The 12,890-nt window shown below is 64.2% G+C and carries 10 protein-coding genes and 1 pseudogene; 4 read left to right on the top strand and 7 right to left on the bottom strand.

Annotated elements, in window-relative coordinates; all coding sequences use genetic code 11:
* Positions 1-23 precede the first annotated feature (23 nt).
* Both P1L41_RS14240 and P1L41_RS14235 read left to right on the top strand, forming a co-directional pair.
* Positions 24-815 carry a CBS domain-containing protein gene (locus tag P1L41_RS14240; RefSeq protein ID WP_276296393.1) on the top strand — a complete coding sequence of 264 codons (792 nt, stop codon included), beginning with the start codon at positions 24-26 and terminating at the stop codon, positions 813-815.
* A gap of 72 nt (positions 816-887) precedes the next feature.
* Positions 888-2,591 carry an acyl-CoA mutase large subunit family protein gene (locus P1L41_RS14235; RefSeq protein WP_276296392.1) on the top strand — a complete coding sequence of 568 codons (1,704 nt, stop codon included), beginning with the start codon at positions 888-890 and terminating at the stop codon, positions 2,589-2,591.
* A 53-nt stretch (positions 2,592-2,644) separates the two neighbouring features.
* Here the strand turns inward: P1L41_RS14235 and P1L41_RS14230 are convergent, their stop codons facing one another.
* The 6 genes and pseudogenes from P1L41_RS14230 to P1L41_RS14205 all read right to left on the bottom strand — a co-directional run bounded on the left by P1L41_RS14230 (position 2,645) and on the right by P1L41_RS14205 (position 8,509).
* The gene (locus P1L41_RS14230) at positions 2,645-2,914 is read right to left on the bottom strand and encodes a DUF7520 family protein (RefSeq protein WP_276296391.1); all 270 of its coding nucleotides are present in this window, start codon (positions 2,912-2,914) and stop codon (positions 2,645-2,647) included.
* Positions 2,915-3,218: 304 nt separating this feature from the next.
* The gene (gene ctaD / locus P1L41_RS14225; RefSeq protein ID WP_276296390.1) at positions 3,219-5,006 is read right to left on the bottom strand and encodes a cytochrome c oxidase subunit I; all 1,788 of its coding nucleotides are present in this window, start codon (positions 5,004-5,006) and stop codon (positions 3,219-3,221) included.
* Between the two features lie 199 nt (positions 5,007-5,205).
* A pseudogene (locus tag P1L41_RS18510) lies at positions 5,206-5,427 on the bottom strand (DUF6684 family protein); the annotation flags it as partial.
* 245 nt (positions 5,428-5,672) lie between these two features.
* Positions 5,673-7,061 carry a DUF7282 domain-containing protein gene (locus tag P1L41_RS14215; protein ID WP_276296388.1) on the bottom strand — a complete coding sequence of 463 codons (1,389 nt, stop codon included), beginning with the start codon at positions 7,059-7,061 and terminating at the stop codon, positions 5,673-5,675.
* Positions 7,062-7,502: 441 nt separating this feature from the next.
* Positions 7,503-8,072, bottom strand: coding sequence for a peroxidase-related enzyme (locus P1L41_RS14210; protein WP_276296387.1), 570 nt, complete (start codon positions 8,070-8,072; stop codon positions 7,503-7,505).
* A 41-nt stretch (positions 8,073-8,113) separates the two neighbouring features.
* Complete coding sequence (locus tag P1L41_RS14205; RefSeq protein WP_276296386.1) at positions 8,114-8,509, bottom strand: DUF7541 family protein; 396 nt, start codon at positions 8,507-8,509, stop codon at positions 8,114-8,116.
* 99 nt (positions 8,510-8,608) lie between these two features.
* On the opposite strand from P1L41_RS14205, the gene P1L41_RS14200 reads away from it, so the two are divergent.
* The gene (locus P1L41_RS14200; protein ID WP_276296385.1) at positions 8,609-10,963 is read left to right on the top strand and encodes a DUF7527 domain-containing protein; all 2,355 of its coding nucleotides are present in this window, start codon (positions 8,609-8,611) and stop codon (positions 10,961-10,963) included.
* A 19-nt stretch (positions 10,964-10,982) separates the two neighbouring features.
* Here the strand turns inward: P1L41_RS14200 and P1L41_RS14195 are convergent, their stop codons facing one another.
* The gene (locus P1L41_RS14195) at positions 10,983-11,288 is read right to left on the bottom strand and encodes a hypothetical protein (protein ID WP_276296384.1); all 306 of its coding nucleotides are present in this window, start codon (positions 11,286-11,288) and stop codon (positions 10,983-10,985) included.
* A 196-nt stretch (positions 11,289-11,484) separates the two neighbouring features.
* Here P1L41_RS14195 and P1L41_RS14190 point away from each other — a divergent pair, with 196 nt between their 5' ends.
* Positions 11,485-12,861, top strand: coding sequence for an adenylosuccinate synthase (locus tag P1L41_RS14190; RefSeq protein WP_276296383.1), 1,377 nt, complete (start codon positions 11,485-11,487; stop codon positions 12,859-12,861).
* Positions 12,862-12,890 lie beyond the last annotated feature (29 nt).

Genomic DNA, 12,890 nt, shown 5'->3' with positions numbered 1-12,890 from the left:
CGTCGGCAGCCAACCCGAAGACGATGGACGACTCCGGCCGCCCGACCGTCGGGGAGTACATGACACGCGACGTAGCCACCGTCGAGCTCGACGACACGGTGGCCGAGGTGGCCGAACGCATCTCGAACAACGAGGAGTTCAGTGGCTTTCCGGTCACCGACGGCCGCCGCGTCGATGGTTTCGTCAGCTCGCGCGACCTGTTGCTGGCCGAGGACCACGAACCGATGTTCCGGGTGATGACCGAGGATATCCTGGTCGCCCACCCGGAGATGGCCGTCCAGGACGCCGCTCGGGTCATCCTCCGGTCGGGCATCCAGAAGCTCCCGGTCGTCGACGACGCGGGCAACCTGGTTGGCATCATCTCGAACGCCGACGTCATCCGCTCACAGATCGAACGCGCGACGCCGGACAAGGTGGACAAACTGGGTCGAACCCTGGAGAACATCCACGGCACGGAGGTCCACGAGGAACGGCGAGAGGTGGCGCTGGCCGACCTGACACCGACACAGACGACGGTCTACGCCGACGAACTGGAGGGGCGCGTCTACGAACTCGAACGGAAGCTCGCCGAACCGCTCGTCGTCATCGACAACGGCGGCGACCTGCTGCTGGCCGACGGTCACCACCGCGTGAAGGCCGCCGAACGACTCGAAATCGATACCATGGAGGCCTACGTCATCGTGCTCGACCCGCCGGTCGAGCTCGGGATGGCCCAGACAGCCGCCGAGTCGGACCTGGAGTCCATCGCGGACATCGACGTCGTCGACTACGCCCACCACCCGCTGATCGAGACGACGAAGCGACTACAGGAGTAATCGCGGGCCGGTTCTGTCCAGGCGTCGCGAGCCGCCCGAACGTTCATGCGATTTGGTGACGAACACCGTGGTATGTACGACGAGGCGGACCTCCGGAAGATTCGCGAGTCCAAGGACGCCTGGGAACACGACACGCTGGAGCCGACACTCGACGCACATGGCGAGCGCCACGACCGCTTCGCCACCGTCTCGAACCACGAGGTCGACCGGCTCTATACGCCCTTGGACGTCGCCGACATCGACTACGACGACGACCTGGGGTTCCCCGGCGAGGAACCGTACACTCGCGGCGTCTACCCGACGATGTACCGCGGACGAACGTGGACGATGCGGCAGTTCGCCGGCTTCGGGACTGCAGAGGAGACCAACGAACGGTTCCACTACCTCACCGACGAGGGCCAGACCGGCCTCTCGACGGCCTTCGACATGCCGACGCTGATGGGGCTCGACTCGGACGACCCGATGGCCGACGGCGAGGTCGGCAAGGAGGGCGTGGCGGTCGATACGCTCGCCGACATGGAGATTCTCTTCGACGGCATCGACCTGAGAGAGGTGTCGACCTCCTTTACCATCAACCCGAGCGCGCCCGTCGTCTACGCGATGTACATCGCGCTGGCCGACCAGCAGGGCGTCGCGCGCGACGAGGTTCGCGGGACCCTCCAGAACGACATGTTCAAGGAGTTCATCGCACAGAAGGAGTGGGTCATCCCCCCGGAGCCGTCGCTGAAACTCGTCACGGACGTCATCGAGTACGCCAGCGAGGAGACGCCGAACTTCAAGCCCGTCTCGGTGTCGGGCTACCACATCCGTGAGGCGGGGTCGACGGCCGTCCAAGAGCTCGCTTTCACGCTGGCCGACGGCTTCGCCTACGTCGAGGACTGCCTCCATCGCGGGCTCGATATCGATGACTTCGCGCCACAACTCTCCTTCTTCTTCAACTCCCACAACGATATCTTCGAGGAGGTGGCGAAGTTCCGGGCCGCTCGGCGCATCTACGCCCGGCTGATGGACGAGTGGTACGGCGCGGCCCACCCCCAGAGCAAGCAGCTGAAGTTCCACACCCAGACGGCCGGGCAGTCACTGACGGCCCAGCAACCGCTCAACAACGTGGTCCGGGTGACCATCCAGGCGCTCGCGGGCGTGCTGGGCGGGACTCAGAGCCTCCACACGAACTCCTTCGACGAGGCGCTCGCGCTCCCCTCGGAGGAGGCGGTCCGGGTCGCCCTGCGGACCCAGCAGATTATCGCTGAGGAGTCTGGCGCGGCCGACATCGTCGACCCGCTCGGGGGGAGCTTCGCCGTCGAGGCGCTGACCGACGACATCGAGGACCAGGCGATGGCGTACCTCGAACACATCAAGGAGGAGCTGGGCGACGGCTCGGTCCGCGATGGCGTCCTCGAAGGCATCGAACAGGGGTACTTCCAGCGCGAGATTCAGGATTCCGCATACGAGTACCAGGAACGCGTCGAGCGCGACGAGGAGGTCGTCGTCGGTGTCAACGCGTACACCGTCGCGGAGGACCCGGAACCGGAGCTGCTGCGGGTCGACGAGTCCGTCCAACAGCGACAGCTCGACAGACTCGAACGGGTGAAGGCAGAGCGCGACGATTCGGCGGTCGAAACGGACCTCGATGCGCTCGCGGAGCGCATCGAGAACGGGGAGAACGTCGTCCCGGCCATCGTCGACGCGGTGAAAGACTACGCGACGATGGGCGAGATAATGGCCGTCTTCGAGTCCGCGTACGGTTCGTACACGGAGACGGCCGGCGCGGTCTGAGGCCAAACTGTCTGGTACGGCTCGCGTTGTTCGAACGAGCCGGTGGCCCGCGCCTAACTGTCGGCTGTGTCGCTGTAGCGCCGCGAGACGTAGACGACGAGTCCGAGCAGGAGGCCGAGTCCGAACCCGACCGTCGTCACGCCGTAGATGGCGACGCCGAACGGGGTCGGTGGGAGCGGGATGACACCGAAGAGCATCGGCTCTAAGTTCTCGGGACGGATGGTGCCGAGAACGTAGCCCATCACGCCCGCCAGTGCGACGATGATGAGGTACAGCTGGACGACGACTCTGTCGCCGGATTTCGCGGCGACTGCTTCGCTCATACCCACTGTTGGGCGGCGAGACGATTAGCCTTTTTCACTTCCGCCACGTAGAGGCGGTATGTCTCAGAAGGAGCTGTTGTTCATCGTGCTCTCCGGCATCGCCGTGATGATGTTCGTGACTGCAATCGTCCTCGTCGCCGGCGCTGCCTGACGACCGCGGGTGTCAACGGGCCGGTCTCGTCGATATCTGCCGTCTCGCCGTCGAGAATGGGTGTCCGCTTCTCCGCAGCCCGGTCTGGCCACTCTGCAGTTTTGGATTGAATAATCAGCGACAGCGTCCGTAGAACGTCAGAGAGGCCGAGGGTCAGTCGTCCGATTCGGCCCGCTCGCCGCCGTCGGTTAGCACCGACTGCTCTTCTTCGCCGCCGTCGGTGACGGCCGTCTCAAGTTTACGGTCGAACCACTCGAACTCACGGTCGAGCAGTCCGTCGTCCTCGAGGTTCCACGGGTCGCCGTCCTCGACGACGGGGCCCTCGAGCCACGACTGGACGATGTTCCAGACGAAGATGAGCTGGCCGACGAAGAGGATGACCGCGCCGACGGAGGCCAGCAGGTGGAAGGTCTCGACCTGTGCCAGCGGCGCGATAGCGCCGTCGAACTGGTAGGTGGCGTACCGTCGGGGCATGCCCAGGTATCCCAGCGCGAGCATCGCGAAGAACGTCACGTTGGTGCCGACCATCGAGAGCCAGAAGTGGGCCTTGCCGAGGGTCCGCTGGTACATCCGACCCGTGAAGATGGGGAACCAGTAGTAGATGCCGGCGAAGGCGGCGAAGCCGATGGCGCCCATCACGATGTAGTGGAAGTGACCGACGACGTAGTACGTGTCGTGGAGGATGAGGTCCACGGGCACCGCTGCGAGGAACACGCCGGTGACGCCGCCGATGATGAAGTTCGAGACGAAGCCGATACAGAACAGCATCGGCGAGGTCAGGCGCAGGCGGCCGTTCCACATCGTCGTGATCCAGTTGAACGTCTTGACGGCGCTCGGTATCGCGATAGCCAATGAGACAGCCATGAAGGAGGCTCGGAGCCGCGGGTCCATGCCCGTCGAGAACATGTGGTGGGCCCAGACGCCGAAGGAGAGGACGCCGATGGCCAGCGTCGAGTAGACGACGAACTTGAAGCCGAACAGTTTCCGACCCGAGAACTTCGGCAGGATGAGGCTGACCAGTCCCATCGGCGGCAGGACCAGGATGTACACCTCGGGGTGGCCGAAGAACCAGAACAGGTGTTGCCAGAGCAGTGGGCCGCCACCCTCGACGGCGAAGAACGTCGTCGCGAGGTTGCGGTCGAGCAGCAGCATGACGATGGCGCTGCCCAGTAGCGGGAACGCGAACAGGATGAGCGCCGACTGCGTGAGGATGGTCCACGAGAAGATGTCGAGGCTGGCCCAGCTCACCTCGTCGTCACGCTCGGTGAAGACGGTGGCGATGAAGTTGATGGCCCCCATTGTGGCCGCGACACCGGAGAGGTGCAGGCCAAGGAGCATGAAGTCGACGCCGGGGTTCGCCTGCTCGACCGACAGCGGCGTGTACATCGTCCAGGCCGTCTGTGCCGGTTCGATCATGTTGTCCGTGACCGGCGCGAGGAAGAACCCGGCCCAGATGAGCAGCGCAGCGGGCGGGAGCAGCCAGAACGCGATGGCGTTGATACGTGGGAACGCCATGTCGTCGGCCCCGATGAGCAGCGGGATGAAGTAGTTCGCGAACGCCGCGATGATGGGCGTCCCGAACAGGAACAGCATCGTGATGCCGTGGCTCGTCAGGATTGAGTTGTAGGCGTTCGGGCCGAGGATGGCGCCGGCGGGCGTCACCAGCTGGATGCGGATGAGCATCGCCATGATGCCCCCGACGGCGAGCGCGATGACCGCGTAGACCCCGTAGAGTAGGCCGATGTCCTTGTGGTCGACGGTCGTCAGCCAGCGAACGATACCTGCGGGTTTCTCTCGATGCACGACGGTCTCACCCGTGGCGGACCCGCCACCCGCCAGTGGCGTGTACGACCGCCAATCCTCGATACGTGTGAGAAGCGCGGCGATACCGACGAGGAGGACGGCCATCAACCCCGTCAGCAATAGATCTCCTGCTGCCATGGGTACCCGTCAGGACTAGACGATAATGAAAGGGTCGGTTCGACGGTGCCGTCGGTCGGTCAGCGCTCGTAACTCAGGCGTCGTCGGATTGCTCGAGTGCCGGGTCGGACTCGTCGTCGACACGCGGTGGTTCGTCGGTCGATTCCTCGAGTGCAGGGTCGTCCTCGGCCGGCTCGTCCAGCGCAGCGGCGGCCTCTGCCTTCTCGGCGTTCTCGATGGCCCGCCCGGCGTAGTAGGTCAGCACGCCCAGCAGGAGGAACATCGCGACCATCAGCGCGAACTGCATGCCGGTAAACACCGGGTCGACGCCGAACGCCGGCACGACGGCGAACGCGGCGATGAAAAAGAGGATGATACCCAGCGGGATGAAGTTGACAGTGAGGTCGAGCAGGGTGTCCTTCTCGAATCCGAACAGTGCCATGGATAACCCGAGATTAGCACAGGGCGGTAAATAGACTGTTGGTTTCGCTCAGGTGACCGTCGGTCGTCACTGCCGACCCGGCCCCCGACACTTCGACTACCCGTACTGGGGACTCACAACGTCACGGAAGCCTTACGTGGGGAGAGACGCCGCGAGTAAGAGACGAGAGCGGGACACGGTCCAGTGGACCGACTCCCGACCGGAACGGGACCTTCTCGTTGCCCGAACAGAGCCTCGACTCTGGTCTACGTGTCGCCCTCAGTCGGTTCTTCGGTTGGTTCCTCGGTTGGTTCCTCAGTCGGTTCTTCGGTTGGTTCCTCGGTTGGTTCCTCAGTCGGTTCTTCGGTTGGTTCCTCGGTTGGTTCCTCAGTCGGTTCTTCGGTTGGTTCCTCGGTTGGTTCCTCAGTCGGTTCTTCGGTTGGTTCCTCGGTTGGTTCCTCAGTCGGTTCTTCGGTTGGTTCCTCGGTTGGTTCCTCAGTCGGTTCCTCGGTTGGTTCCTCAGTCGGTGGGCCCTCTGCCGGTGTCTCGACGGTGATGAGTGCCGACTGTCCGAAGTCACGGCTGAAGACGCTGTGGATGTACGTGCCCGGACTGACGCCGCTCGCATCGACCTGGAACTCGACCGTCGAATTGCTCTCAGCGTCGATGGAGACGTCCCGCGCCTCGACGAGACCACCCTGGAACCGGAACTCGACGGGCTGTCTGCTGACGAACGCGTTGGGATTGGTGATGGTCGCGTTCACCGTAAACTCGCTACCGACTTCGACAGAATCGGGGGCCGAGAGTGTCGACACCTCGAAGGACTGTACTTCGTCGACGACCTGAATCTGTGCTGGCGAACCGTCCGACCGGCTGTACACCCCGTGGAAGTACGAACCGGTTTCGACTTCCGACGTCTCGAGGGTGTACGAGACGGTCGTCGAGTTCTGGGCCGCGAGTTCGACCTGGTCGCGGACCACCACGGTGCCGTCGAACCTGAAGACGACTTCCTGCGTGTCTGCCACGTCGTTCGGGTTCGTTATCGTCGCATTGACGGTCACCGAATCACCCTGTTCGACGGACGGCGGTGCCGAGAGGTTCGAGACGGTGTACGACTCACCCTCCGTGAGTTCCTCGGGTTCGACAGTGACGTTGGCCGCGTCAGTGACTGGTGACCCGTCTTCGGTCACGTACGGACCGTCCGCCGCGCCGTCCGCCTCGACGAAGTCGTACGTTTCGTTGGCGTTCGTGTCCAGATGCGGCATCGCGATCAGCGTGTCATCTTCGGTTATCTCGCTTCGATCGTACTCAGCGCCCGGGACGTCGAACAGCGTGATTTCGACGTCCTCGTGCTCGCCGGGTTCGAGATACTCACTCACCCCGATGACGCTCCCGACCACGTTGCCCTCTAACAGGCTACTGTCGTGTATCGCGACGAACCCGCCTTCGGAGACGTTGACCGAGTCGACGGTGACTGTCGTCCCCGCCGTCGTCTGGTCGGAGAACGAGACCGTTGTGACGCCGATATTCCCGGCGTTCCCGGCGTTCCCGACCTGTTGCAACGCCGCTCCGGCGAAGCCTATGGCGATTGAAGACGATACGAGCATCAACAGCACCAGTGAGAGTGCTGTGAGTTTTCTGGTATGAGTGTGCATCCCTCGCAACCGAAGTGTTACGATGGTTAATAATGTGACAACCCTTCATCGGGCAGTGTGATAGTTAGGATGAATTACCAATAGTAGTATATAGTTACTCCGTTGGATGCCACGTCGATCTGCCAATCGGCGGCGAGGATAATCAAACGATAGACATACTTGGGGGACGAATCGTGTCCTTCGAACCGGAGACAGTCTTCAGGTGAGACCCGATAACTGTGGACTCAAGGTCCATGCCGCTCCGATTGTGGTTAGTACTTCGAGATTACTCGAACCTGAGGGTACGAAGTGGGTATCCATTACTAGAACAACCGAACCACGAGTTGTTCGAGCAGGTTGGGTGTGAGTCATGAAACAATATATCATAAAGCCGACAGCGTGCCGGATTCGGTATCACGGTCTTACCTGTGGATATGTGGCTGCTACCCGCTCAGCGCATAATTACTCTCTACCAAGCGTGTAAAATTCCTCGTTCGGACGCATATCCGCGAGGTGAGCCATCCGGTTCGAGAGGTTGAAAAACGCGGTGACGGCACCGATGTCCCACACCGCTTCCCGGGAGAACCCGTGTGACTCCAGCGTCTCGATGTCTTCTTCGGTCACTTTCTCGGGCGACTCGGTGAGCTCGACGGCGAAGTCGAGCATGGCTGCGTGGGCCTCGCTGACGTCCGCAGTCCGGTGGTTCGTCGCCAGCTGTTCTGCGAGCAAGGGGGCGTCGGCGTAGATTCTGGTCAGTGCTCCGTGGGCCACGACACAGTAGAGACAGTCGTTGACGCCGCTGACCGCGACGATTATCATCTCGACCTCCTCGCGCTCCAGGGCGCCGTCCTCGACGAGCGCGTCGTAGTAGGCGAAGAAGGCCCGGAACTGCGAGGGTCGGTAGGACATCGCCGAGAAGACGTTCGGGGTGAATCCGGCGTCTTCCGTCTCACGGTCGATACGCTCGCGCACGTCCGCGGGAAGGTCGGTTTCGTCGGGGACGGGAAACCGCGTCATCGCTGGCTCTGTCATACCGGACGAAGGAGCGCCCGGACCGTGAGACTGTCGGCGTCTCAGACGGCCGACTTCTCGAGCAGGGACCCGACGCCGCCCATCGCGGTCATCACGACGCCCGCGACGGCGACGGCGACCATCCGCGAGAGCAGGATGTTGTCGTCGATGTTCGCCAGGTAGTACTCGCTGGTCGGAATCTGCCAGAGGGAGATGAGCGCGGCGATCAGAGCGAGCACCGCGCCGACGCCGACGAGCGTCGGCCACGGACGGCTGGCGTAGCCCGATTCCGTGAGGATGCCGGCGACGCTGCCACCGAAGAGGATGAGGCCGAAGACGGCCACCGGAAACAGGCCGACGAAGACGCCGACCTCCGACAGTGCGAGGCCGAGTGCGACGAACACCGGCCACGGACTCGCGGTCCGATACTGGTCGCTCAACCCCGGTTGCTCTTCCATATCCCTATTTACGGGTCGGGCGACATATGCCCATCGGACTCGCCGTACCACCCCGTTCGGGCACAAACTATTTGTCCACGATGGGGCTTCGTTCTGGTAATGACCACGCGCACGGACGAACGGGTCGGCGACTGGGAGTCGGTCCCGTTCGCGGGCGGGTACGAGGGGCTCCACGAACTCGCTACGGACGAGTTCTCGGGGGCCGTCGTCGCCGGTCCGACCCGACTGTTCATGCTCAACGGGACCGTCGTCGGCGTTCTCGATGGCGATATCGAGGACTTCGAGGACGCCGCCGGCACCGCCCGCGAGGCACCGCACGAAGCGCTCCCCCTGCTCGCGGTGATGCAGGACCGGGCCGACGAGGTCCGGGCGAAGTACTACACGGAAGAGACGGCCATCGACGAGGTCGACCGGACGCTCGCCGACGGGAAGTTCACCGGCTTCATCGAACTCTCCGAGAACGTCCTCTCGGGCGACTACTACGTCGTCTACCACCAGGGCCGCTCGATGAGCGTCGCGTGGGTGGGCACGACCGACACGCTCATCACTGACGACGAGGCGTTCGATCAGGCCAACGACGAGGTGGGCATCTACGAGGTCAAGCCGGTCGAGATAACGCCGATAGAGATTCCGGAACCCGAGAACACAGGTGGAGCGGACGCAGCCGCAGTCGCAACCGAGGATTCCGCGTCAGCTGGCGCCGACGACGAGCCCGCTGGAACGCCCGAAACAGACGACCCAGACAGTTCGCCCGCGGACAGTTCAACAGCGAGCGGGAGCGACGATACCGATGACGAGCCGACGAACGTCCGGGAACGCGGCGGGAACACGCCAGCGGCCGGTGGGCCACCCGGGTCGAAGGCTGCTGGGTCGAGTCAGGGGACCCCGGTGCGGGCAGGCGAGGACACGCAGGCGGACCCGGCGGCCGAGCAAGACACAGAGCCAGCACAGCCGGAGTCCGAACCGACCCAGTCCCGCTCCGAAGCGACGCAGACGGAGTCCGAACCGACACCGGCTCGTTCCGAAGCGACGCAGACGGAGTCCGAACCGGCCGACCAGGACGCTGACCCGGCAATTGAGCAGCGATATACCAAACCGGCGATCGACGGGTCGAGTACACGGGCGGCGTCGAGTGGCGAGGCGAGCCAGGGACCGGCGACAGATGACCGGTCTGACACGTCTCCGAATGGCCGAGACCAGCAGCGAACCCGGACACAGCCCCCGTCTTCGAGTCAGTCCGAGGCGAGCAGTGAGGGCGCGAGCGCCGCCACTGCGGCGGACCTCGAGACCCGCTCGATCCCGTCGCTGGACCCGGAGCAGTCGGCGTCGTCGACTGACCAGTCGGCGGCGGCATCCACCGAGTCGGACTCCTCGCCGGACACTGGGCCTCGACGTGACAGACCCCGTTCGGGTCAGTCCAGGCCGACCGAGACGCGTCCCAGCCAGTCCCAACCTTCGGGGTCGGCGACGCATCCGGCGTCCCCGCAGTCGTCCGAGAGCAGTGGCCCGGACCAGGAGCGCGTCGCCACACTCGAGTCGGACCTGGCGGACCGCGAGGAGGAGATTAGCCGCCTCGAAGGCGAAGTCGAGCGACTCGAGACGACGGCCGAGGATCTCCGGTCCGAACGCGACCAGCTGCAGTCGGACCTGGACGCAGCGCGCACGGAGGTCGAGCGTTTAGAGGACCAGCTTGAGGAGGCACAGGGAGCGGTCACGGGCGCTGGCACCCGACTGACCGAGAGCGAGGCCATCAGCAAGACCAACCTGTTCGTCCGCTACCACTCGAAAGGCGAGGCGACACTGGCGAAGGCCCACGACGGCGAGGTCGGCCGCGAGGCGGTCGAGGAGAATCTCAGGCTGGAGTACCACACCCAGTTCGAGGTCGAGGACGCTGCCGTCGACGGCCAACCCTTCGAAGCGTTCCTCCACGGGACGATGCAGTACCGCTTCGTCGACTGGCTCATCCGGCATCTCCTCTACGAGATAGCCAACACCGGCCACGCCAGCGGGATGCAGGACCTCTTCGACGCGATCCCGCGCATCGACCGCGCAGAACTCAACGGCCAGGTGTCGGTCACCTACGTCGAAGACGGCGAGGAACACCGCTCACAGGAGCGCTTCGACGTGGTCGTCCGCGACCGGATGGGGAACCCCCTCATCGTCGCGAACATGAACGACTCGCGCGACCCCGCCACGGAAAAGCAGATGACGACGCTCGTCCGCGACGGCGAGCGCGTCGGCAACGCGTCGGAGACGCTCGCGGCGGCGTTCCTCGTCACCAGCAGCTTCTTCGAACCGGGGGCGCTGGAGACCGCCGAGGAGGCGACCTCCAGTGGCCTGTTCAGCCGCGACAAACGCGAGAGCTACGTCAACCTCTCGCGGAAGGACGGCTACCACCTCTGTCTGCTCGAAGCGAGAAACCAGGAGTTCCACCTGGCGGTGCCCGAACTGTAGCGAGACGAAAACAGCCCTCTTATCCTTCGATCTCGGCGGCGTCCTCGATTTTCATTCCCTCGAGCTTCTGGATGATCTCGTCGATCTTCTCGTCTAGGTCGTCGACGAACTCACCCGTCTGCTCGGTGGTGATCGCACCCTGGCTGGAGGGCTCGATGAGGTTCTCCTCCTCGAGCACGCGCAGCGAGTAGCGAACCTTGTGGTGAGGGTATCCAGTCTCGTTGGACATCTTGACGATTCCGATAGGCTCATTCTCAATCACCATGCGGAGCACCTGCAGGTGTCGCTCCAGCATGTCTACTTCCTTCTCAAGCCTGTCTATCATGGCAATTGTTAACTTGTGTTTGCGGGGTTTAAAAGTTACCCTCATATACCCGCCTTTGCCGGTTGTTTCCTACGGATAGTGACGTGATAAACCCATCGCAACAGTTCCCATGGGAACTGCTGACAGCCAGTGTCGGCGACCGAACGGGACGTTCGGACCGTAATCTGTTTACCACGGTGGGCGGAATGGTCGTGCGATGACCGTAACCATCGTCGGCTCACAGCTCGGCGACGAGGGGAAGGGCGGCATCGTCGACCTGTACGGCGACGACGCGGACGTCGTGGCCCGTTACCAGGGCGGCGACAACGCCGGCCACACCGTCGTTCACGAGGGCGAGACGTACAAACTCTCGCTCGTGCCCAGCGGAGCCATCCGCGGCAAGGTCGGCGTGCTCGGAAACGGGTGCGTCGTCAACCCGCGAACGCTGTTCGACGAGATCGACACGCTGCAGCAACGTGGCCTCGACCCGGACGTTCGGATCGCCGAACGCGCACACGTCATCCTCCCGTACCACCGCGTGCTCGACGGTATCGAGGAGGAGGTCAAGAGCGAAGACGACCAGGAGGTCGGCACCACCGGTCGCGGTATCGGCCCGACCTACGAGGACAAGGCCGGTCGCCGCGGCGTCCGCGTGGGCGACCTGCTTGCCCCCGATGTCCTCCGGGAGCGACTCGAGTACGCCGTCCCCCAGAAACGCGCGCTGGTCGAGGACGTCTACGGCGTCGACGTCGACGACCTGGAGGACCCCGACGCCTTCGACGTTGACGCGCTCTACGAGGAGTTCCGCGAGTTCGGCCGCCGCTTCGAGGAGGGCAACATGACGGTCAACGCCGGCGCCTTCCTCTCCGAGGCGATGGCCGACGGGCAGAACGTGATGATCGAGGGTGCCCAGGGCACCATCATCGACATCGACCACGGCAACTACCCCTACGTCACCTCCTCGAACCCCACGGCCGGTGGCGCCGCCACCGGGACCGGACTGAGTCCGGGCGTCGTCGGAAGCGGCGACGTCGTCGGCATTGTCAAGGCGTACCTCACGCGCGTGGGGAGCGGCCCCCTGCCGACCGAACTCGGCGGCGTCGTCGGCGACACCCCCGGCTACGAGGGCGACGAGGAGGGACCCGACGAGGAGCTGGCCCACTACATCCGCGAGGAAGGCGGCGAGTACGGCACCGTCACCGGTCGCCCGCGCCGGGTCGGCTGGCTCGACATGCCGATGTTGCGCCACGCGACTCGCGTCTCCGGGTTCGACGGGCTGGCCATCAACCACCTCGACGTGCTTGGTGGGCTCGACGAGGTGAACGTCGGTCACACCTACACGCTCGACGGCGAGGAACTCGAGACGATGCCCGCGACCACCGAACAGTGGGGGCGCTGTGAGGCCAACCACCGCAGCTTCGACGGCTGGGACGACGTCGACTGGGGCGCCGTCGCGAGCGAGGGCTACGACGCGCTGCCCGAGAACGCGCAGACCTACGTCGAGTACATCGAGGACGAACTCGACACGCCGGCCTACGCCATCGGCGTCGGCCCGGGCCGCGGCGAGACTATCGTCCGCGACCACCCCTTCTGAGCGGGTCTGGGCGCGCGGGTTTCCGGGAG

This window comes from Haloarcula ordinaria, from assembly GCF_029338275.1.
In the GTDB taxonomy this organism is placed as follows: domain Archaea; phylum Halobacteriota; class Halobacteria; order Halobacteriales; family Haloarculaceae; genus Haloarcula; species Haloarcula ordinaria.
Note: the sequence above shows the minus strand (reverse complement) of the source record. Positions and strands in the feature narration are given on the sequence as shown.

Coding starts and splice junctions, on each gene's coding strand:
- ctaD (WP_276296390.1), bottom strand. CDS start 5,006: ATGGCAGCAGGAGATCTATTGCTGACGGGGTTGATGGCCGTCCTCCTC.
- P1L41_RS14210 (WP_276296387.1), bottom strand. CDS start 8,072: ATGACAGAGCCAGCGATGACGCGGTTTCCCGTCCCCGACGAAACCGAC.
- P1L41_RS14205 (WP_276296386.1), bottom strand. CDS start 8,509: ATGGAAGAGCAACCGGGGTTGAGCGACCAGTATCGGACCGCGAGTCCG.
- P1L41_RS14195 (WP_276296384.1), bottom strand. CDS start 11,288: ATGATAGACAGGCTTGAGAAGGAAGTAGACATGCTGGAGCGACACCTG.
- P1L41_RS14200 (WP_276296385.1), top strand. CDS start 8,609: ATGACCACGCGCACGGACGAACGGGTCGGCGACTGGGAGTCGGTCCCG.
- P1L41_RS14235 (WP_276296392.1), top strand. CDS start 888: ATGTACGACGAGGCGGACCTCCGGAAGATTCGCGAGTCCAAGGACGCC.
- P1L41_RS14230 (WP_276296391.1), bottom strand. CDS start 2,914: ATGAGCGAAGCAGTCGCCGCGAAATCCGGCGACAGAGTCGTCGTCCAG.
- P1L41_RS14190 (WP_276296383.1), top strand. CDS start 11,485: ATGACCGTAACCATCGTCGGCTCACAGCTCGGCGACGAGGGGAAGGGC.
- P1L41_RS14215 (WP_276296388.1), bottom strand. CDS start 7,061: ATGCACACTCATACCAGAAAACTCACAGCACTCTCACTGGTGCTGTTG.
- P1L41_RS14240 (WP_276296393.1), top strand. CDS start 24: ATGGACGACTCCGGCCGCCCGACCGTCGGGGAGTACATGACACGCGAC.